Source organism: Agrobacterium sp. S7/73 (assembly GCF_019355535.1).
Lineage (GTDB): Bacteria > Pseudomonadota > Alphaproteobacteria > Rhizobiales > Rhizobiaceae > Agrobacterium > Agrobacterium tumefaciens.
Genome location: NZ_CP072137.1, coordinates 1,049,710 through 1,069,698, shown reverse-complemented (window position 1 = coordinate 1,069,698; position 19,989 = coordinate 1,049,710). Strand labels below are relative to the sequence as shown.

Sequence of the window (19,989 nt, the reverse complement as noted above, 5' to 3'; positions counted from 1 at the left end):
GGAGAGCGTCGATGAAAGCGCGGGAGGGTCCATGTCTGACGAGGCAATCCACGATGTTTTCGTGATCGGCGGCGGCATCAACGGCTGCGGCATCGCGCGTGACGCTGTCGGCAGGGGTTATTCCGTTGCGCTTGCGGAAATGAACGATTTTGCCTCCGGCACCTCTTCGGCCGCCACAAAGCTCATTCATGGCGGTTTGCGTTATCTCGAACATTACGAATTTCGTCTGGTGCGAGAAGCGCTGATGGAGCGCGAGGTGTTGTGGGCCATGGCGCCGCACATCATCTGGCCTATGCGCTTTGTTCTGCCATTCCAGAAGGGCGGCGTGCGCCCGGCCTGGCTCGTGCGTCTCGGGCTTTTTCTTTATGACCATCTCGGCGGCCGCAAGCTTTTGCCCGCCACCCGCTCGCTCGATCTGCGCCGTGATCCCGCAGGGAAACCGCTGAAGCCGATTTTTGCCCGGGCTTTCGAATATTCTGACGGCTGGGTGGACGATGCCCGTCTTGTGGTGCTGAATGCCCGCGATGCCGCCGATCGCGGTGCCTTGATCCTCAACCGCACGCAGGTCGTTTCGGCACGGCGCGAAGGCGCCTTCTGGCGGGTCGAAACTAAAAATGGTGCCGGAGAAACCGCGACCTACCGGGCGCGCATGCTGGTAAATGCGGCAGGTCCCTGGGTGGACAAGGTTCTGGCTGCGACATTCGGTAAAAACAATGTCCACAATGTCCGCCTCGTGCAGGGCAGCCACATCATCGTGCGCAAGAAGTTTTCCGATCCGCGCGCCTATTTTTTCCAGAACCCGGACGGGCGCATCATCTTCGCCATCCCGTATGAGCAGGATTTTACCCTGATCGGCACGACGGATCGCGACTATACCGCCGACCCCCGGGCTGTTAAGATCAGCGACGAGGAGATCAGCTATCTTTGCAACGCGGCGAGCGAATATTTCGCTGAACCGGTGACGTCGGCCGATATCGTCTGGACCTATTCCGGCGTGCGGCCGCTGTTTGACGACGGCGCATCGAAAGCGCAGGAGGCAACCCGCGATTATGTGCTGAAAACCGAAGGAGCTGAAGGCGAAGCGCCGCTTCTCAATATCTTCGGTGGCAAGCTCACCACCTATCGGCGGCTTGCCGAACATGCTCTTGAAAAAATCGGTGATGCGCTGGGTGAAAAGGGCTCGCCGTGGACGGCAGGTTCACATTTGCCGGGCGGAAATTTCGGTGCCGAGGCTTATGCGGGAGAGGTCACGGCCCTGCGGTCGCGTTATCCTTTCCTCGATGAGAGGCATGCGAAGCGGCTCATCCGCTGCTACGGAACGGACGCCGCGTCGATTATTGGCAATGCCGGGGACATGGCAGGGCTGGGACGGCATTTCGGCGGCACGCTTTATGAGGCCGAGGTGCGCTGGCTGATGGCCCGGGAATGGGCGCTGACGGCGGAGGATATTCTGTGGCGCCGCACCAAGCAGGGGCTTTTCTTTACCCAAGAAGAGGTGCGCGGGCTGGAGGATTATATCGATGACATTGCAGGTGGACGCTTGAAGGCAATCTGACGATCCGAATCAAAAAGCGGAGGAGGCTTTGGATCACCATGCTTGAATTGCGAAACGTCTCGAAGATGGCCGGCGGTGAATATCATATTCACCCGACCGATCTGACGTTGCAGCGCGGAAGCCTGAACGTCCTGCTTGGACCGACACTTTCGGGCAAGACGACACTCATGCGGCTGATGGCCGGGCTGGACAAGCCAAGTGGCGGTACGATTCTCTTTAATGGGGAGGACGTGACGGGCTGGCCGGTTCAGAAGCGCAACGTCGCCATGGTCTATCAGCAGTTCATCAATTATCCGGCGCTCAGCGTTTATGAAAACATCGCCTCGCCGATGCGCGTTGCCGGCAAGGACAAGGCAACGATCGACAGGGAGGTGAGGAAGGCCGCCGAGCTTCTGAGGCTGACGCCCTATCTCGATCGTACGCCTCTCAACCTCTCCGGTGGCCAGCAACAACGCACGGCACTTGCCCGCGCCATCGTCAAAAACGCCAATCTGGTGCTCCTCGACGAGCCGCTCGCAAATCTCGATTACAAGCTGCGTGAGGAGTTGCGTGAGGAATTGCCGCGCATCTTTGCCGAATCCGGTGCGATCTTTGTTTACGCCACGACGGAACCCTCCGAAGCTCTGCTGCTTGGTGGCAATACCGCGACGCTTAACGAGGGCAAGGTAACGCAATTCAGCCGCACGATCGAAGTTTACAGGCGTCCGGTGGATATAGTAACCGCGAAAATATTTGCCGATCCGCCACTCAACACCATCGAGGTCATCAAGACGGGCGGCGCCTTCACGCGCGCCGACCATGCGGTTGTGCCGGTGCCGGCGCATCTTGCTGCCATGCCTGACGGTCCAGTGACCATTGCCTTCCAGCCACATCATCTTTTCCCCCAGCAAAAGGGACAGGCGGCGCAATCCATCCGGGCGCGGACACTGATCTCGGAGATCGCCGGATCGGAAAGCTTCGTACATGTGGAATTTTCTGGCCAGCGTTGGGTGATGCTGGCGCAGGGCATTCACGACATCGAGCCGGACACGGAGATCGAACTGTTTCTCGATACGCGGCACCTGATGGCTTTCGATACACACGGCCACGCCATCGGCGAAGCGGCTTAAGGGGAGATCGATCATGGCACGCATCACGCTCGATCATATCCGCCACGCTTACAACGCCAAGGCGCAGGCGGCAGGTGATTATGCCCTGAAGGAAGTTCATCACGAATGGGAGGATGGCGGTGCCTATGCGCTGCTTGGCCCTTCCGGCTGCGGCAAGACCACGTTGCTCAACATCATTTCCGGCTTGCTGCGCCCCTCGGAAGGTCGCATCGCCTTTGACGGAACGGATGTCACCGATCTTTCCACCGAAGATCGCAACATCGCCCAGGTATTCCAGTTCCCGGTCGTTTACGACACGATGACAGTCTATGACAATCTGGCTTTTCCGCTGCGCAACCGGCAAGTGCCGGAAGCCGAAGTCGACCGCCGTGTGCGGGAAATTCTCGAGATGACCGATCTTTCCGGCATGGCCAAACGCCACGCGCGCGGACTTACGGCGGACCAGAAGCAGAAAATTTCGCTGGCGCGCGGGTTGGTGCGATCCGACGTCAATGCCATCCTCTTCGACGAGCCGCTGACGGTGATCGATCCGCATATGAAATGGGTGCTGCGCTCACAGTTGAAGCGCCTCCACCGCCAGTCCGGTTTCACCATGGTCTACGTTACGCACGACCAGACCGAAGCGCTGACTTTCGCCGACAAGGTGGTGGTCATGTATGACGGTCAGATCGTCCAGATCGGCACACCCGCCGAGCTTTTCGAACGCCCGGGACATACGTTCGTCGGTTACTTCATCGGTTCGCCCGGCATGAATGTGATGCCTGCCAGCATCGATGGCGCAACGGCGGTTGTCGGCGGCCTTGGCGTTCCGCTTGCCGGCGTGCCGGTGGTGGATGGATCGAAGCGGATCGAAATCGGCATCCGCCCGGAATTCGTTCGGCTGGAGCGGGGTGGCATGCCCATCACCGTCGACAAGGTCGAGGATATCGGCCGGCAAAAGATCGTTCGCGCCCGGTTCGCCGGCCAAAAGCTTGCGATTGTCGTTCCGGAGGAGGAGGACATTCCGGCAGAAGCGGGTGTTCGCTTCGATCCGGCCGCTATCGGTGTCTTTGCCGATTCCTGGCGTGTGAAGATGGGGGCCTGACCATGGAAAAGACCTGGAACAACAAAGCGTGGTTCATGGTGCTGCCGGTTCTGGTGCTGGTCGCCTTTTCCGCCGTCATCCCGCTGATGACGGTCGTGAACTATTCGGTGCAGGATACCTTCGGCAACAACCAGTTCTTCTGGGCGGGAACCCAATGGTTTCAGGAAATTCTTGGCTCCGACCGTTTCTGGAACGCGCTCGGACGCAATCTGGTATTTTCCGGCATCATTTTGGCGATTGAAATTCCGCTCGGCATATTCATCGCGCTCAAGATGCCCAAATCCGGCATCGGCGTGCCGGTCTGCCTCGTCACCATGGCGCTGCCGCTTTTGGTGCCATGGAATGTGGTAGGCACGATCTGGCAGGTGTTCGGCCGCAGCGATATCGGGTTGCTGGGTTATTACGCCAATCAGCTTGGGCTTGATTACAACTACGTCAACGATCCCGTCGACGCATGGATCACCGTCGTCATCATGGATGTGTGGCACTGGACAAGCCTCGTCGTCCTCCTGTGCTACGCCAGCCTCGTCTCCATTCCGGATGCCTATTATCAGGCAGCAAGGATCGATGGCGCATCGCGTTTTGCGGTTTTCCGGTTCATTCAGTTGCCGAAGATGAAGCGGGTGCTGCTCATCGCATTCCTGCTGCGCTTCATGGACAGCTTTATGATCTATACCGAGCCTTTCGTCGTCACCGGCGGCGGCCCCGGAAATTCCACCACCTTCCTGTCCATCGATCTCGTCAAGGTAGCGCTCGGCCAGTTCGATCTGGGTCCCGCGGCGGCCATGTCGCTGATCTACTTCCTCATCATCCTGCTGTTGTCCTGGGTGTTCTACACCGTGATGACCAGCCACGACGCGGAGACTTGAGACATGAGCGCCTCTGATGTCACCACAAGCGTGGAACTCAACGGTATCGGCAATCCACCGGTAAGAGCCAGTTCGGCGAGAATATCAGGCCTTGCTGCGAATTCACGATCGCGCCGCCGCCATGGGCCATCGCGCTTTTCCTGGCTGGTGCCGACGATCTACATCATCCTGCTGCTCGTGCCGATCTACTGGCTTATCAATATGAGCTTCAAGACGAACACAGAAATCGTCTCGTCGATGACGCTTTATCCGCACCAGCCGACGTTGCAGAATTATCGGACGATCTTCACGGATTCATCCTGGTATTCGGGTTACATCAACTCGATCATCTACGTCGTCATGAATATGGTGATCTCGGTCTCGGCGGCCCTCCCGGCGGCCTATGCCTTCTCGCGTTACCGCTTCCTGGGCGACAAGCACCTGTTCTTCTGGCTTTTGACCAACCGCATGGCGCCACCTGCCGTCTTCGCGCTGCCCTTCTTCCAGCTCTATTCCGCTTTCGGGCTGATCGACACGCATATTGCCGTGGCGCTGGCGCATTGCCTGTTCAACGTGCCGCTGGCGGTGTGGATTCTCGAAGGTTTCATGTCGGGTGTACCGAAGGAAATCGACGAGACCGCCTATATTGACGGCTATTCCTTCCCGAAATTCTTCGTGAAGATTTTCATGCCGCTCATTGCCTCCGGCATCGGTGTCGCCTGTTTCTTCAGCTTCATGTTCTCGTGGGTCGAGCTTCTGATCGCCCGCACGCTGACGACGACTGACGCCAAGCCGATCGCCGCGACCATGACGAGAACCGTTTCTGCCGCCGGCATGGACTGGGGACTGCTTGCCGCCGCCGGCGTGCTGACGCTCATTCCCGGTGCGCTGGTGATCTGGTTTGTTCGCAATTACATCGCCAAGGGCTTTGCGCTGGGGAGGGTTTGACATGACGAAGATGCCCGATTTTACCTGGATGGCATGGACCTGGCAGACGGCCGCGTTTTTCGGTGCCATCGCCGTGTTGCTGGTTGGGATGTGGTTCTGGGAACAGCTCTCGCCCGGCGGCAACCCCCGCTTCGGCCTGCTGCGCTTCGAGACAACGCGTGGCGACAGGTTGTTCATTTCGCTGCTCGGCAGCGCTTTCATTCATCTTGCATGGCTCGGGCTGATCGGCCCGAACCTGTGGTGGGCTCTCGCTCTGTCGGCGGTTTACGCAATTGGCGTTTTCCGTTTCGTCTAGAGCAGGAAGAACGGTGCGGCGGAGGAAAACCGCACCCGGCAGACTTCGTGCAATCGCAACCCTTGGGAGGACTGATATGCGACGGCATCTGATGACGACGACGGCAGCCATGCTGCTGGCAATGACAGGTTCCGCTTTCGCCGGAATGGAGGAGGCAAAGCAATTTCTGGACAAGGAAATCGGCGATATGTCGTCGCTTTCGCGTGCAGATCAGGAAAAGGAACTGCAATGGTTTATCGATGCCGCAAAACCTTTTGCTGGCATGGACATCAAGGTCGTTTCCGAATCCCTGACAACACATGAATATGAATCGAAGGTCCTGGCACCGGCGTTTACCGCTATTACCGGCATCAAGGTCACGCACGACATCATCCAGGAAGGTGACGTCGTCGAAAAGATTCAGACCCAGATGCAGACCGGCCAGAACCTCTATGACGGGTGGGTGAATGACAGCGACCTCATCGGCACGCATTGGCGTTACCAGCAGGTGCGCAACCTCACGGATTTCATGGCCAATGAGGGCAAGGACGTCACCAATCCCGGCCTAGATCTCAAGGACTTCATCGGCAGCGCCTTTACGACGGCACCGGACAAGAAGCTCTACCAGCTTCCCGACCAGCAATTCGCGAACCTGTACTGGTTCCGCTACGACTGGTTCAACGACGACAAGAACAAGGCCGATTTCAAGGCCAAATACGGCTACGACCTTGGTGTGCCCGTAAACTGGTCGGCCTATGAGGATATTGCCGAATTCTTCACCGGCCGTGATGTCGGCGGCAAGAAGGTCTTCGGCCATATGGACTATGGCAAGAAGGACCCGTCGCTTGGCTGGCGCTTCACCGATGCCTGGCTTTCCATGGCCGGCAACGGCGACAAGGGCCTGCCAAACGGCCTGCCTGTCGATGAATGGGGCATCAAGGTCAACGACAAGTCGCAGCCGGTCGGCTCTTGCGTGGCACGCGGCGGCGATACCAACGGTCCGGCGTCGGTCTATTCCATCGAGAAATATCTCGAATGGCTGAAGAAATTTGCGCCGCCAGAAGCGCAGGGCATGACCTTCTCCGAATCCGGTCCGGTGCCGGCGCAGGGTAACATTGCCCAGCAGATCTTTTGGTACACGGCCTTCACTGCCGATATGGCCAAGCCCGGCCTGCCTGTCGTGAACGAGGACGGTTCGCCGAAATGGCGCGTCGCACCTTCCCCGCATGGCGTCTACTGGAAGGACGGCATGAAGCTCGGTTATCAGGACGTGGGTTCGTGGACGCTGATGAAATCCACCCCTGACGATCGCGCCAAGGCCGCATGGCTTTATGCGCAGTTCGTAACTTCCAAGACCGTGGATGTGAAGAAGAGCCATGTTGGTCTGACCTTCATTCGCGATACCACCATCCATCACAAGAGCTTCACGGACCGGGCCGCCAAGCTTGGTGGTCTGATCGAGTTCTATCGCTCGCCCGCTCGCGTGCAATGGTCGCCAACCGGCACCAACGTGCCTGACTATCCGAAGCTGGCACAGCTCTGGTGGCAGGCAATTGGCGATGCATCTTCGGGTGCCAAAACCGCTCAAGCCGCAATGGACTCGCTCTGCGCCGAGCAGGAAAAAGTCATGGCCCGTATCGAGCGCGCCGGTGTGCAGGGCGATATCGGCCCAAAACTGGCGGAAGAACACGATATCGACTACTGGAACAAGGACGCCGTTTCGAAGGGTAATCTGGCACCGCAGCTGAAGATTGCCAACGAAAAGGAAAAGCCGGTCACCGTCAATTACGACGAGCTGGTCAAAAGCTGGCAGAAGTAATGTCTGCGTGAAATCTTAAACCGGGGCGGCTTTGCCGCCCCGTCATTGCGTTTGAAAGGGAGTGACATAATGGGCGGTTATATTCTGGCGATCGATCAGGGGACGACATCGACAAGGTCGATGGTCTTTGATCGCGACATGCGGGTCATCGGTGTCGGCCAGCGAGAATTTCCGCAGCATTTCCCGGCCTCCGGCTGGGTCGAACACGATGCCGAGGATATCTGGAAAAGCGTGCTTGAAACAATCCGGCTGGCGCTTGCCGATGCCGGTATCTCCGCTTCCGATATCGAGGCGATCGGCATCACCAACCAGCGCGAAACGACTGTGCTGTGGGACCGTAATACGGGTGAGGCCGTGCATCGGGCCGTTGTCTGGCAGGATCGCCGTGCTGCACCAATTTGCGAGGATCTGAAACGAAGGGGGCTGGAGCCGCTCTTTTCGAAAAAGACCGGTCTGCTGCTCGACCCCTACTTTTCCGGCACGAAGCTGAAATGGCTTCTCGACAGCGTCAGCGGCCTTCGCGAAAAAGCCGTGAAGGGCGAAATCTGCTTCGGCACGGTTGACAGTTTCCTGATCTATCGCCTCACCGGCGGTCGCCGCCATGTGACCGACGCTACCAATGCCTCGCGAACGCTGATCTACAATATCGAGGACAATGCCTGGGATGACGAATTGCTGTCCATCCTCGACATTCCCCGCGCCATGCTGCCGGAGGTGCTTGATTGCGCTGCCGATTTCGGCGTAACGGACAAGGCGCTTCTGGGTGCGGAAATTCCGATCCTCGGCGTCGCCGGTGATCAGCAGGCTGCCGTTATCGGTAACGCCTGCTTCGAACCCGGCATGATGAAATCGACCTATGGCACCGGCTGCTTTGCGCTTCTCAATACCGGCACCGACCGGGTCGCCTCGACAAACCGGTTGCTGACGACCATTGCCTATCGCCTCGATGGCGTGACGACCTATGCGCTCGAAGGCTCGATCTTCATTGCCGGCGCCGCCGTGCAATGGCTGCGTGACGAGCTCGGTTTCATATCGGTCGCGTCTGAAGTCAGCGCGCTTGCCGAAAAGGCTGATCCCAAGCAGCGGGTTTATCTCGTGCCGGCCTTCACCGGCCTTGGCGCGCCCTATTGGGATGCCGAAGCGCGGGGCGCGATTTTCGGCCTGACGCGTGGCACCGGCCCTGCGGAGTTTGCCCGTGCGGCTCTCGAAAGTGTCGCCTATCAGACCTTCGATCTTCTGGACGCCATGCGCAACGACTGGGCGGGCGACAATGGCAAGACGGTGCTCCGGGTCGATGGCGGCATGGTTGCCTCGGATTGGACCATGCAGCGGCTGGCGGACATTCTCGCTGCACCGGTCGACCGGCCGGTATTTCTGGAAACCACCATTCTCGGTGCGGCATGGCTCGCAGCATCGCGCGCCGGCATCTGGCCGGACCGGGAGGCCTTTGCCGCCCATTGGAAACGGGATCGCCGTTTTCTGCCAGATATGGATGAGACTGAGCGTAAGAGCGCCATCGCGGGGTGGCGTGATAGTGTTGGCCGCTGCCTCTCGAAACGGGAAGATTGACGCAAGCAAGCGTCTTTTTTACGCAAAACTGCCCGGTGCGATGCTCTTGCTGGATACCAGATCGGAAAGGGCGCGTACCAGTTTTGTGTCCGCGCCCTTACTTGGCTGAAGCACGAATTCTACGTCTTCGAGCGCCGGCAGCACATCAGCCTCAATCTCCCTGAGGCCGGCTGGCGCCATGCTGCGCGGTTGCACGAGGATCCCCATGCCCGCCCTTGCGGCAGCGGTCAGTCCGCTAAGGCTGCCGCAGGTGCAGACGATCCGCCACGCGAGACCTGCCCGATCCAGCGCTTCCTGTGCCGCCTTTCGAGTAATGCTTGGCGGCGGAAAGGCGATCAACGGCAGGGCGTCCGGTTGGCTCAGCATTCGCTCCGGGTCACGCGCGAGCCATACCAGAGGTTCGCGGTACAGGAAGTGGCCGAGCTTATCACCGAGTCGACGTTTCGCGAGCACGACGTCCAACTCGCCATTATCCTGCATCTGGTAAAGCACGCCGCTCAGCGACACCGTCAGCTCCAGATCGACCAAGGGATAGAGGCGGATGAATTCTTCCAGAATGGCGGTGAGCCGGCTGGCGACGAAATCCTCGGAAACGCCGAGCCTTAAGCGCCCGCGCAGGCGGTTTTCGCTGAACAGCGATGAAACCCTGCTGTCGATCTCCAGCATATTGCGGGCATAACCGAGCAGCGCCTCGCCTTCGCCCGTCAGCTTCACCTGATGGGTGCTGCGCGCAATCAACCGACGGCCAAGTGCCGCCTCAAGCCGCTGAATATGCTGGCTGACGGTGGATTGGCCGATGCCCAGCCGCTCCGCAGCCAGCGTGAAGCTGCCGGTTTGCTGAAGCATCACGAAGCTGGCAAGATGTTGAAGGTTCAGCATTTATCTCATATCGTGATAACTGTTAGTCTTTGCATCCGAATTCATGATGAGCGATAGTATGGGATATTTCAAGAAAAACCGATGTCGGAAAGACCTCCCATGACCCGCTTCCTGCCTGACCGTTTCACCATGATGCTGGTGGCCACCGTGATCCTGGCTTCCCTTTTGCCGATCAGCGGACAGCCAGCGGTGTATTTCGGGCTTGCCACGAAACTGGCAATCGCATTGCTGTTTTTTCTCCACGGCGCGCGGCTGTCGCGGGATGTGGTGATTGCGGGTATCTTGCACTGGCGCCTGCACATGGCGATCCTTCTCGTCACCTTCGGCCTTTTCCCATTGCTGGGCGTGGCGATCGGTTTCATTCCCGAGAGCATTCTGCCGGCACCGCTTTATATGGGTGTGCTGTTTCTCTGCGTCCTGCCGTCGACGGTGCAATCGTCCATCGCCTTCACATCCATGGCAGGCGGAAACGTGCCTGCCGCGATCTGTTCAGCCTCCGCCTCGAATATTTTCGGCATGGTGCTGACGCCGCTGCTGGTCGGGCTGCTGTTCACGGTCGGTGGCCATGGTGGTGGATTTTCGCTGGATGCGTTCCTGCAAATCTTCCTGCAACTGCTCTTGCCCTTCATCGCCGGCCAGGTGCTGCAGCCGTGGATCGGTGACTGGATCAGGGCACGCAAGAAATTGCTGTCGCCGGTCGATCGCGGTTCCATCCTGATGGTGGTCTATCTTGCCTTCTCCGAAGCAGTTATCGAAGGCATATGGCAGACGTTTTCCGTGCGCGATATCGGCGTTGTCATCGGCATCAATATCGTTCTTCTGGCGCTTGTTCTCTGCGTGACGATGTTCGGCAGCCGGGCGCTCGGTTTCGACAAGGCGGATGAAATCACCATCACCTTCTGCGGGTCGAAGAAGAGCCTTGCCAGCGGCGTGCCCATGGCAGGAGCGATCTTCGCCGGCCAGAGCATCGGCGCAATCGTATTGCCAATCATGCTCTTCCATCAGATTCAGCTGATGGTCTGCGCAGTGCTGGCCCAGCGTTATGCCCGCAAGGCCCATGAAAAAGCAGCGATAACGGAAACTGTCGCTGCGGAAGGCGCGGCAGTATCCACCCGCTGAGGGCTGAATTTTCGGCAAACAAAAAACGGCCCCTTACGGGGCCGTTCGTTTGACATCCGGATCGGCTTAGTTGACCTGGGCCGGCGTGACCTGTGCTTCGATCGTCTTCGGCGCATCTGCGCTGTCGGAGGAGATCGCGATGCGGCGCGGTTTCATGGCTTCCGGAATATTGCGGACGAGATCGATGTGAAGCAGGCCATTCTTCAGGGAAGCGGTCTGGACTTCGACATGATCGGCCATCTGGAAGCGGCGTTCGAAAGCGCGCGTGGCAATGCCGCGATACAGGAACTCGCCTTCAGACGACTTCTCATCTGCAGCCTTCTCGGCTTTCACCGTCAGCGTATTGGCACGGGATTCTATGCTGAGTTCCGTTTCATCGAAACCTGCAACCGCCATGGTTATACGATAGGCGTTTTCACCCGTCCGCTCGATGTTATAGGGCGGATAGGACTGGGCCTGTTCGGGCTGGCCGAGGCCGTCGAGCATCGAAAAAAGACGGTCGAAACCGACGGTGGAGCGATAGAGGGGGGAAAAATCGACGTGACGCATGGTGTCCTCCTTATGAAGCGACTGTTTGCGGTTGATCCGGCGTCCCGTTCTGGCGACGGCCGGACATATGGCGCGGCCCCGTTCTGGCGGCCGCATGAATGAGATGGGAATGGCTTGGCGCTCCGTCAAGGGGGCGAATTAAAGCGGAAAGGGCGACAACAAGATGAACCATCGCTGAACATCCGGTTCCAGCATCGTTCAGTTTGAGAGCCATAAATATCCGTCATCGGAGACATGCTCCGTGGCAGAAGCAATAACGTCCCTTCTTCTTCTGTCCTATTCGCCGGAACCGCGACTGCTTTAACCGACGGTTCCGGCAATTTTTTCTTTGACCTTCCGCCGCCGCCGACCTATCCCGAAAAGGCAGAGAAGCCGGAAAAGACCGATGATCGAAGCCACATTGCGCGAGAGCGAAGACAACCCGGTTCCCGGCAACCATACCGTCGGTTATTTCACCGGCCACGGCGGCAAACAGCTTCGATACGCGATCTTCCGCGCCAGCCGACACATTGCGCGCGGAACCGTGGTTCTGCTGCATGGTCGCAACGAATGTATCGAGAAATATCTCGAGACCGTCAGCGATCTTACGGCCATGGGATTCTGGGTCGCGACCTTCGATACGCGCGGGCAGGGCGGTTCCGAACGGCTGCTGAAGAAGCCAGGCGCCGGGCATGTACGACGTTTTTCCGACTACAAGCGCGATATAAGTTTGTTTCTCGAACAGGTGGTGCTGCCGGATACCCGGCTGCCATTCTTCATGATCGCGCATTCAACCGGCGCACTTGCAGCACTGGCCGCAGCACCCGGCCTGTCGAACAGGATCGACCGTCTGGCGCTTTGTTCGCCCTTTATCGAGCTGGACAGCCAGCAATCCGTTCCTTCGTCCGTCATCCGGCTGGTCGCGACCGCTTTAAGCCTGTTGGGTCTTGGAAAGCTTCAGCTCGGCAGGGATCAGCGCGAACGGGATTTCGATGGCAACCCGCTGACCTCTGACGCCAGACGTTTTGCCAGAAATCTTGCGCTGCATCGGCAATTTCCGGAACTCTTCATCGGCGCACCGACAGCGCGATGGGTTTATGAAGCGCTGAAAACGATGGGTCGGGTGACCCGTCAGGACCATCTGACGGACATAACCATTCCCACCCTCATTCTTGCGCCGATGCTGGATACGATCACGCCCTATAAGGCGCAGGAGGAACTCTCGCGCAACTTCCGCGCGGCGCAGCTTCTTCCCATAACCGGCGCGCGCCATGAATTGCTGCATGAGCGCGACGTTTTCCGCAAACAGGCGCTGGCGGCCATCGACGCCTTTTTCGCGCCGGAATGACGCGGCGATGACGGGAATGGCGCGGTTTGCGCCATCCCCGTCAGTCGCACCATCTACAGTTTTGAAAGAATGGCGAGCGCCTGTTCGTGCACGGCTTTGGAACCGGCTGCCAGAATGCGGCCGCCATTTTCCGGACGACCCCCATCCCAGGTGGTGATGATGCCACCCGCCTGTTCAATCACCGGAATGAGGGCGCCGACATCATAGGGCTTCAAGCCCGATTCGATCACCAGATCGACATGGCCGGCGGCAAGCAGGCAATAGGCGTAACAATCCACGCCATAACGGAAAAGGCGAACCTGATCCTGCACCTTGTCGTAAAGGGGCTTTTCTTCCGTCGTGAAGATATGGGGTGTCGTGGTGAACAGCACAGCATCCGACAGCGAAGCGCATTCGCGCGTGCGGATCTTGCGTTCACCATCCGGCCCGAAATACCATGCGGCCTCGCCGTCGGCGAAATAACGCTCTTTCGTGAAGGGCTGGTCCATGATGCCCATCGAAGCGCGGCCGGCCGACTGGAAGCCGATCAGCGTGCCCCAGACCGGCACGCCGGAAATGAAGGCGCGTGTGCCGTCAATCGGATCGATAACCCAGATATGTTCCCGATCGAGACCGACATTGCCGTGTTCTTCACCAAGAATGCCGTGTTGCGGGAAACGTGCCTCGATGAGGGCGCGAATGGCGCTTTCTGCTGCCTGATCGCCTTCCGTCACCGGGTCATAGCCGCCGTCCTCCTTGTTGGTGACGGCAATGCCTGTGCGGAAGCGGGGAAGCGTTTCAGCGCTGGCGGCTTCGGCAAGTTTGAAGAAGAAATCCCGGTCGGGCAGCATGCGAAACCTCATTGCCTGAATTATTGGGCCTGAATTGTATGGCGAAATGCATAGACCGGAATTGCACCCGCCGTCCACACGTACGGATGCAAGCAAGGCCGATTCCAAATTTTCAGCATAAGCCTAAAAAAAGTGCATAAAATAAAATGATTGACAATTGTGCATATAATGCGTAGCGTGATCCTGCAGTCTTTGACTGTAAATACCCTCCTTGGGTGTTTCCTCCCTAGACTTGACCGCGCCAAGGCGCGGTTTTTTTTGCCCGGAGCGTGGCCAGGCGGTTTGGAACAGAGATCTGAAATATCCTGGAATTTGATGTGTTATTCGGCGGCGAGCGAGGTTTCGATCGCGTATTCCGAAACGAAAACGCCGAGCTGGCGCATGAAGATTTCAAGCGATGCCTGAATGGCGGGAAAATCTGCTTTCTTCGAAAGCGTTTTTTCATCGACGTACAGCGCCCGATTGACCTCGATCTGGAGCGCGTGAAGAGAGCGGATCGGTCGGCCGTAATGTTCCGTGATGAAGCCGCCGGCATAGGGCTTGTTGCAGACCGCAACGAAACCCAGTTCTTCAAGAAAATGCAGAGCGGCGCGGGAGACCTCCTGGGAAGCACTGGTGCCGTAGCGATCGCCTATAATGACATCCGGCCGCAGGTTCGAGCCGGCAACGCGGATATTGCCCGGCATCGAATGGCAATCGATCAGTACCGCCATGCCGAAATTGGCGTGGGTGCGTGACAGCAGCCGGCGCAGGCAGGCGTGGTAGGGTTTGTAAATCGTCTCGATCCGTGACAGCGCCTCGTCCACCGGCAGGCGGTTGGCATAGATGTCCATATTCTCAGCGACGATACGGGGTACCGTTCCCAGGCCGCCGGCAACCCGCATGGAGCCGATATTGGCGTAGGGAGGCAGAGTGCCTTCGAACATGCGCGGATCAAGCTCGTAGGGCTCGCGATTGACGTCGAGATACGCGCGGGGAAAATTGGCTTTCAGCAGCGGCGCACCGATGTCGGGCGCAGCGGCGAACAGCTCGTCAACGAAATGATCTTCCGAGCGCCGGATCTCGTGCGAATCAAGCCGCGCCGATTCCAGAAAGGAGATGGGGTAACAGCGACCGCTATGGGGTGAATTATAGACGAATGGCAGGGTTTGAACGGCAGGTTCCGTTACTTCGAACAGCTCGTATTCACCCGTTATCCAGTCCATTCAGTGCCATTTACCATGTCGTAAACTATCAGGATGTTCATGTTGCCAGTTACGGTGCGGCAAGTCCATACTATCGACCATGCAGCGCTATACCGATTCTTGTGTTCACATGATATTTACCGTGAAAATCCTATAATCGGGCTAGGGTATCTCAAACATTGAGCAGTTACGGTCACTTATGATGAATCAGAAAATTCTTCTCGCTGAAGACGATAACGATATGCGCCGCTTTCTCGTCAAGGCGCTGGAAAAAGCCGGTTACAAGGTTTCTTCCTTCGACAATGGCGCAAGCGCTTACGACCGGCTTCGCGAAGAGCCTTTCTCGCTGTTGCTGACAGATATCGTCATGCCCGAAATGGATGGCATCGAGTTGGCCCGGCGCGCGACTGAACTCGACCCCGACCTGAAAGTCATGTTCATCACCGGCTTTGCGGCCGTCGCGCTGAACGCCGATTCGAAGGCTCCAAAGGATGCCAAGGTGCTTTCCAAGCCGTTCCATCTTCGCGATCTGGTGGATGAGGTCAACAAACTCCTTGTGGCGTAAGGGGTCTCAAAAAACCTTCACAAAACCGAAAAAAAGCAGTTGACGCATGAACCGGTTTTGTGGTCTATCCGCCGCCACGGAGGGCGTGTAGCTCAGCGGGAGAGCACTACGTTGACATCGTAGGGGTCACAGGTTCAATCCCTGTCACGCCCACCATCCGAATTCTTAAATATCAAGGCCTTGCGAGAAATCGCAGGGCCTTTTTGCATAGTGGCCTCAGTGTCAATCGAACCTGTCCCCTATGGAGTATGCGTCAACGGTCCCATCACAGGAACACGCTGCGACACCGTCATAAATACCACTCCAACTAGGGCAAAGAGGATCGGCAGGAGGACTTAGCGGCCTTCCATGCGGCATGGACATGGAGGAGGGCGTGATGAACCGAAGCGTTTGCGTGCTGCCCGCCATTTGGCGTCCTGAGTGCATCGCGCCTTGCCATCCCTTGGTCTTAAGACATCCGACTGCCGCCAGCTGATTGGTATAGGCAAGCAGATTGACTGCCTATTCGATCCGCGGAGTTCGCTCGAGCGACGGGCTATCCTGTAGGCAGCGTCCAAACTATCCATGCGCTCCGCAATAAATTTCACTCAAAAAAATAAAATTCAAACCGGATTGACGCTTGCCCGGTTTCCCGATATCTCAAACGTCATGCAATAAATTACACGACTTAAAATTTATTGCGGGTTGGTCATTGTCCTTGGGAGGGGAATATGTTGGCTTTTCTGAAATCGACCGTTGCCGCGGGTGTCTTAGCCGTGGCGATTTCCGCAGGCGCCGGCTCTCAGGCCGCTGCTGCGGGCAAATTCGCCTGTGAACCGGGCGAGACCTATGTGATGAACGTCATGGTTTCGAGCCACCCCTACTGGGTGCCGGTCTTTGAAGGTTTCAAGCAGGCCGCGAAGGCCTTGGGCTGCGAGGCCGTTTTCACCGGCACGCCCGAATACGACATCACCAAGCAGATCGCGTCCTTCGAGCAGGAACTGGTGAAGAAGCCGAAGGGTATATTGCTGCATCCGATGCAGGCCGATCCCTTTATCGAACCGATCAACAAAGCGATCGACTCCGGTGTCTCGGTGACGACTTTTGCGGCGGATTCGCCGAAGTCGAAACGCACCGCCTATATCACCTCGGACAATGTTGCCGAGGCGAAATTTGCGGCTGACGAGATCGTCAAGAAGCTGGGCAAGAAGGGCGAATATGCCGTTCTCGAAAATCCGGGCCAAAGCAACCATGATCTGCGCGTCACCGCACTGATCGATTACATGGGGCGCACCTATCCAGAAATGAAGCTCGTCGGCCGCCAGGCGACCAACCAGGATGCAAACGTCGCCTATCAGGCGGTGGGTGCCCTGTTGCAGGCCAACCCCAATCTCGGCGCATTGTGGATTCCTGAAGCCGGCTCGGCTGAAGGCGCAACGACCGCTGTTCTCGAGGCCAAGAAGAAGGTCCTGATCCTGCATGCGGATATTACCCCGGCGACGCTGGAGCACATCAAGCAGGGCAACATCTACATGTCCATCAATCCCAATCAGGGCGTTCAGGGCTTCATGGGTTTCATGAACACCTTTCTGGGTGCCCATTCGGATCTGATCGACCCCTTCAACGACTACAAGGTATCGGGCTTCAACCCGATGCAGGTTCCTTCGATGGACAATGGTTTCGCCGTGATTACCAAGGCGAACGCCGCTTCCTTTGATCTCAATGACTATATGAAGGGGCGCTGACGCGCCGCCCTGAAACCGGCGAGGTTTACGCCTCGCCGGCAAAGGGGAGCCACGTTCGGGAGGGGCGTTATGGGCGAGGTCATCCTCAACATGACGAATATTCACAAGGCGTTCGGGCCCGTGCGGGCGTTACGCAGTGCTGCCTTTGAGCTGCGGCGGGGAGAAATCCATGCGCTCGCGGGTGAAAACGGCGCCGGTAAATCGACGCTGATGCATATTATCGATGGCATTTTGCAGCCCGATGGCGGCGAAATCCTGCTGGACGGCAAACCGGTCAAAATATCCTCGCCCAATGCGGCGAACCGGCTCGGTATCGGTTTCGTGCATCAGGAGATTGCGCTTTGCCCGGAAATTTCGGTTGCCGAAAACATGTTCATGTCGGAGACCGGCCAAAGCAAATCCTGGTTCATGAATTATCGCGATCTTGGCAAGCGGGCGGCAACCATCCTCAAGGAAATCGGCGATATCGATCCCGCCAGCCGCGCCGGTGATCTGTCGATTTCGCAACAGCAGATCGTCGAGATTGCCAAGGCGCTGACGCTGGACTGCCGTATCCTGATCCTTGATGAGCCGACGGCGGCTTTGACCGAAACCGAGGCCCAGACCCTTTTCCGGATCATGCACCGGCTGGCGGAACGCGGAATTGCGATCATCTATATCTCGCACCGGATGGCGGAGATTTTTGAGCATTGCGACCGCATCACGGTGATGCGCGACGGTTGCCACATCAGGACGGAGAATATCTCCGAGATTTCTCCGGAGGAAGTCGTCAACAGCATGGTGGGACGGGTGCTCGACAAGCTCTACCCACCGAAACTTGCAGAAGAAGAGAAATCGAGTGACGTCATTCTCTCTGTTCGGGGACTGAACGAGGGAAAGCGCGTTTTCGATGTCGATTTCGATCTGCGCCGGGGCGAAATCCTCGGGCTCGCCGGCCTGATCGGCGCAGGTCGAAGCGAAATTGTCCGTGCGGTCTGCCGGCTGGAGGGAAAACCAAAAGGCGAGGTTACGTTGCGCGGCCGGCCGTTGAGGCTCAAGGACTATCGCGACAGCATTCGGGAGGGGCTGGTCTATCTGTCAGAAGACCGCAAGGGCGACGGGCTGTTTCTCAACATGTCCATTGCCGCGAATGTCTCGGCGCTCGATGTCGGCAGGATATCAAACGGCATGGGCTTTATCGAACGGCGCAAGGAAATTAAGCGCGCCGACGAGTTGGGACGCCGGCTGAAATTGCGGGCAAACAGCGTCGGTGACGCTGTCTCCACCTTGAGCGGCGGCAACCAGCAGAAGGTGGCACTGGCAAAGATGCTGTCGGTGGAGCCACAGGTCGTCTTTCTCGACGAGCCGACACGCGGGGTGGATGTGGGCGCAAAGGCCGAAATCCACCGCCAGATCCGGGAATTGGCACGCGAGGGTGTGGGCGTGATCGTCATATCCTCTGAATTGCCGGAACTCATCGGTGTCAGCGACCGCGTACTGGTCGTGCGCGAGGGGCGCATTGCCGGCGAGGTTGAGGGTGAGGACATGACGGAAGAAAAGATCATGCAGCTTGCATCGATCAATATTGCAGAGAGCCCGACAGGGGCCTGAGGGAGCGGGAAAATGGCAACATCGGAAACACCTTCGGGCATTGCAGAAGTGGCGGTTCGCCGCACAGGCTGGTGGGAACCGGCGCTCAAGGCACGGGAGACCGGACTTATCGTCATCATCCTCGCCCTTTTCGCGGTGATGTCGTTCATATCCCCGTATTTCCTGACGGTCGACAATCTGCGGGCCATGGCGATGGTTTTCGCCATCGAAAGCATCGTCGTGGTCGGCATGACGATCCTGTTAATCTCGGGCGGCATTGATCTATCCGTCGGTTCCGTCACGGCGCTTGCGATGGTTGCGGCTGGCTGGCTATTCCTCAACGGTGTCGATCCCTGGATCGCGGCCGGGCTGGCAATCTGCCTCACCACGTTGGTCGGCATGGCCATGGGATTTCTGACAACGGTCATCGGCCTGCATCACTTCATCGTATCGCTCGGCGTCATGGTGATTGCGCGCGGCGTCTGCCTGCTCGCAACGGGGGGCCGGCCGCTCGGTCTCTACTCGCTGCCTCCGGAATTCAAATTCATCGGCCAGGGCGCGCTTGGCGGCATTCCGCTGGTGCTGATCATATTCGCGGTGGTGGTCGTCTGCTTCGATCTCTTGCTGCGGCGCACGACGGCATTCCGTAAGGTGTTCTATACCGGCAGCAATCCGAAAGCGGCGGCTTATTCCGGCATCCGCGTCGGCCGGGTGGTGTTTGCCACCACCACGCTTTGTTCGATGCTGTGCGGTTTCGCAGGCGTGATCTACATGGCCCGCTTCGGGTCAGCACAGCCGAGCTTCGGAGTCGGCATGGAACTTAACGTGATTGCAGCCGCGGTCATCGGCGGCGCCAGCCTTTCGGGCGGCTCGGGCACCATTCTCGGCGCAATCCTCGGGGCGATCCTTCTGTCGGTCGTTTCCAGTTCACTTGCCTTGCTCAATGTGTCTGTCTACTGGCAGGACATCATCAGGGGAAGCATATTGCTGACGGCGGTCCTGTTCGACCACTATCTTGTCAAGCGTCGCCGCTGAGC

Annotated in this window: 18 protein-coding genes and 1 tRNA gene; 15 read left to right on the top strand and 4 right to left on the bottom strand. The window is 58.1% G+C overall.

Going from position 1 to position 19,989, the window contains the following annotated elements:
• Positions 1-31: 31 nt before the first annotated feature.
• The 8 genes from J5276_RS19915 (at position 32) to glpK (ending at position 9,206) form a co-directional block, all read left to right on the top strand.
• Positions 32-1,555, top strand: a complete 1,524-nt coding sequence (locus tag J5276_RS19915; RefSeq protein WP_019564992.1) for a glycerol-3-phosphate dehydrogenase — start codon at positions 32-34, stop codon at positions 1,553-1,555.
• 38 nt (positions 1,556-1,593) lie between these two features.
• Positions 1,594-2,664 carry an ABC transporter ATP-binding protein gene (locus J5276_RS19910; RefSeq protein WP_013761937.1) on the top strand — a complete coding sequence of 357 codons (1,071 nt, stop codon included), beginning with the start codon at positions 1,594-1,596 and terminating at the stop codon, positions 2,662-2,664.
• A gap of 13 nt (positions 2,665-2,677) precedes the next feature.
• Positions 2,678-3,748: an ABC transporter ATP-binding protein gene (locus tag J5276_RS19905; RefSeq protein ID WP_013761936.1), complete on the top strand. Its 1,071-nt coding sequence runs from the start codon at positions 2,678-2,680 to the stop codon at positions 3,746-3,748.
• A 2-nt stretch (positions 3,749-3,750) separates the two neighbouring features.
• A complete protein-coding gene (locus J5276_RS19900; protein WP_003511582.1) occupies positions 3,751-4,617 on the top strand; it encodes a carbohydrate ABC transporter permease in 867 nt (288 codons plus the stop codon).
• Between the two features lie 3 nt (positions 4,618-4,620).
• A complete protein-coding gene (locus J5276_RS19895) occupies positions 4,621-5,544 on the top strand; it encodes a carbohydrate ABC transporter permease (RefSeq protein ID WP_003511581.1) in 924 nt (307 codons plus the stop codon).
• Position 5,545: 1 nt separating this feature from the next.
• Positions 5,546-5,839: a DUF2160 domain-containing protein gene (locus tag J5276_RS19890; protein WP_013761935.1), complete on the top strand. Its 294-nt coding sequence runs from the start codon at positions 5,546-5,548 to the stop codon at positions 5,837-5,839.
• Between the two features lie 76 nt (positions 5,840-5,915).
• The gene (locus J5276_RS19885; protein WP_003511579.1) at positions 5,916-7,637 is read left to right on the top strand and encodes an ABC transporter substrate-binding protein; all 1,722 of its coding nucleotides are present in this window, start codon (positions 5,916-5,918) and stop codon (positions 7,635-7,637) included.
• Between the two features lie 69 nt (positions 7,638-7,706).
• Positions 7,707-9,206, top strand: a complete 1,500-nt coding sequence (glpK, locus tag J5276_RS19880; RefSeq protein ID WP_003511578.1) for a glycerol kinase GlpK — start codon at positions 7,707-7,709, stop codon at positions 9,204-9,206.
• Positions 9,207-9,224: 18 nt separating this feature from the next.
• Here glpK and J5276_RS19875 read toward each other — a convergent pair whose 3' ends face one another.
• Complete coding sequence (locus J5276_RS19875; RefSeq protein WP_065704488.1) at positions 9,225-10,085, bottom strand: LysR substrate-binding domain-containing protein; 861 nt, start codon at positions 10,083-10,085, stop codon at positions 9,225-9,227.
• 99 nt (positions 10,086-10,184) lie between these two features.
• Between J5276_RS19875 and J5276_RS19870 the strand changes: the two genes are divergently transcribed.
• Positions 10,185-11,204 (top strand): bile acid:sodium symporter family protein, encoded by a 1,020-nt coding sequence (locus J5276_RS19870; RefSeq protein WP_025595317.1) that lies wholly within the window; start codon positions 10,185-10,187, stop codon positions 11,202-11,204.
• A 66-nt stretch (positions 11,205-11,270) separates the two neighbouring features.
• Here J5276_RS19870 and hspL read toward each other — a convergent pair whose 3' ends face one another.
• On the bottom strand, positions 11,271-11,753 hold the full coding sequence (hspL, locus tag J5276_RS19865) for a heat shock protein HspL (RefSeq protein WP_003511572.1): 483 nt from the start codon (positions 11,751-11,753) through the stop codon (positions 11,271-11,273).
• 385 nt (positions 11,754-12,138) lie between these two features.
• Here hspL and J5276_RS19860 point away from each other — a divergent pair, with 385 nt between their 5' ends.
• Complete coding sequence (locus tag J5276_RS19860) at positions 12,139-13,080, top strand: alpha/beta fold hydrolase (protein WP_065704486.1); 942 nt, start codon at positions 12,139-12,141, stop codon at positions 13,078-13,080.
• Between the two features lie 53 nt (positions 13,081-13,133).
• On the opposite strand, the gene hisN is transcribed toward J5276_RS19860, so the two are convergent.
• Positions 13,134-13,910 carry a histidinol-phosphatase gene (hisN, locus tag J5276_RS19855; RefSeq protein ID WP_013761929.1) on the bottom strand — a complete coding sequence of 259 codons (777 nt, stop codon included), beginning with the start codon at positions 13,908-13,910 and terminating at the stop codon, positions 13,134-13,136.
• Positions 13,911-14,230: 320 nt separating this feature from the next.
• Positions 14,231-15,115 carry an N-formylglutamate amidohydrolase gene (locus J5276_RS19850; protein ID WP_065704484.1) on the bottom strand — a complete coding sequence of 295 codons (885 nt, stop codon included), beginning with the start codon at positions 15,113-15,115 and terminating at the stop codon, positions 14,231-14,233.
• A 181-nt stretch (positions 15,116-15,296) separates the two neighbouring features.
• Here J5276_RS19850 and cpdR point away from each other — a divergent pair, with 181 nt between their 5' ends.
• The 5 genes from cpdR to J5276_RS19825 all read left to right on the top strand — a co-directional run bounded on the left by cpdR (position 15,297) and on the right by J5276_RS19825 (position 19,987).
• A complete protein-coding gene (cpdR, locus tag J5276_RS19845) occupies positions 15,297-15,659 on the top strand; it encodes a cell cycle two-component system response regulator CpdR (protein ID WP_003497910.1) in 363 nt (120 codons plus the stop codon).
• Between the two features lie 81 nt (positions 15,660-15,740).
• Positions 15,741-15,815 (top strand) — tRNA-Val (locus tag J5276_RS19840).
• 554 nt (positions 15,816-16,369) lie between these two features.
• A complete protein-coding gene (locus tag J5276_RS19835) occupies positions 16,370-17,383 on the top strand; it encodes a substrate-binding domain-containing protein (protein ID WP_003511565.1) in 1,014 nt (337 codons plus the stop codon).
• 69 nt (positions 17,384-17,452) lie between these two features.
• Entirely contained in the window at positions 17,453-18,973 is a 1,521-nt protein-coding gene (locus tag J5276_RS19830) for a sugar ABC transporter ATP-binding protein (RefSeq protein WP_112154888.1), read from the top strand.
• 12 nt (positions 18,974-18,985) lie between these two features.
• Positions 18,986-19,987, top strand: coding sequence for an ABC transporter permease (locus J5276_RS19825; RefSeq protein ID WP_112154889.1), 1,002 nt, complete (start codon positions 18,986-18,988; stop codon positions 19,985-19,987).
• Positions 19,988-19,989: the final 2 nt, after the last annotated feature.

Bases quoted from the DNA above. Each gene is read 5' to 3' on its own strand.
- J5276_RS19915 (WP_019564992.1), top strand. From the start codon at position 32: ATGTCTGACGAGGCAATCCACGATGTTTTCGTGATCGGCGGCGGCATC.
- J5276_RS19910 (WP_013761937.1), top strand. From the start codon at position 1,594: ATGCTTGAATTGCGAAACGTCTCGAAGATGGCCGGCGGTGAATATCAT.
- J5276_RS19905 (WP_013761936.1), top strand. From the start codon at position 2,678: ATGGCACGCATCACGCTCGATCATATCCGCCACGCTTACAACGCCAAG.
- J5276_RS19900 (WP_003511582.1), top strand. From the start codon at position 3,751: ATGGAAAAGACCTGGAACAACAAAGCGTGGTTCATGGTGCTGCCGGTT.
- J5276_RS19895 (WP_003511581.1), top strand. From the start codon at position 4,621: ATGAGCGCCTCTGATGTCACCACAAGCGTGGAACTCAACGGTATCGGC.
- J5276_RS19890 (WP_013761935.1), top strand. From the start codon at position 5,546: ATGACGAAGATGCCCGATTTTACCTGGATGGCATGGACCTGGCAGACG.
- J5276_RS19885 (WP_003511579.1), top strand. From the start codon at position 5,916: ATGCGACGGCATCTGATGACGACGACGGCAGCCATGCTGCTGGCAATG.
- glpK (WP_003511578.1), top strand. From the start codon at position 7,707: ATGGGCGGTTATATTCTGGCGATCGATCAGGGGACGACATCGACAAGG.
- J5276_RS19875 (WP_065704488.1), bottom strand. From the start codon at position 10,085: ATGCTGAACCTTCAACATCTTGCCAGCTTCGTGATGCTTCAGCAAACC.
- J5276_RS19870 (WP_025595317.1), top strand. From the start codon at position 10,185: ATGACCCGCTTCCTGCCTGACCGTTTCACCATGATGCTGGTGGCCACC.
- hspL (WP_003511572.1), bottom strand. From the start codon at position 11,753: ATGCGTCACGTCGATTTTTCCCCCCTCTATCGCTCCACCGTCGGTTTC.
- J5276_RS19860 (WP_065704486.1), top strand. From the start codon at position 12,139: ATGATCGAAGCCACATTGCGCGAGAGCGAAGACAACCCGGTTCCCGGC.
- hisN (WP_013761929.1), bottom strand. From the start codon at position 13,910: ATGCTGCCCGACCGGGATTTCTTCTTCAAACTTGCCGAAGCCGCCAGC.
- J5276_RS19850 (WP_065704484.1), bottom strand. From the start codon at position 15,115: ATGGACTGGATAACGGGTGAATACGAGCTGTTCGAAGTAACGGAACCT.
- cpdR (WP_003497910.1), top strand. From the start codon at position 15,297: ATGAATCAGAAAATTCTTCTCGCTGAAGACGATAACGATATGCGCCGC.
- J5276_RS19835 (WP_003511565.1), top strand. From the start codon at position 16,370: ATGTTGGCTTTTCTGAAATCGACCGTTGCCGCGGGTGTCTTAGCCGTG.
- J5276_RS19830 (WP_112154888.1), top strand. From the start codon at position 17,453: ATGGGCGAGGTCATCCTCAACATGACGAATATTCACAAGGCGTTCGGG.
- J5276_RS19825 (WP_112154889.1), top strand. From the start codon at position 18,986: ATGGCAACATCGGAAACACCTTCGGGCATTGCAGAAGTGGCGGTTCGC.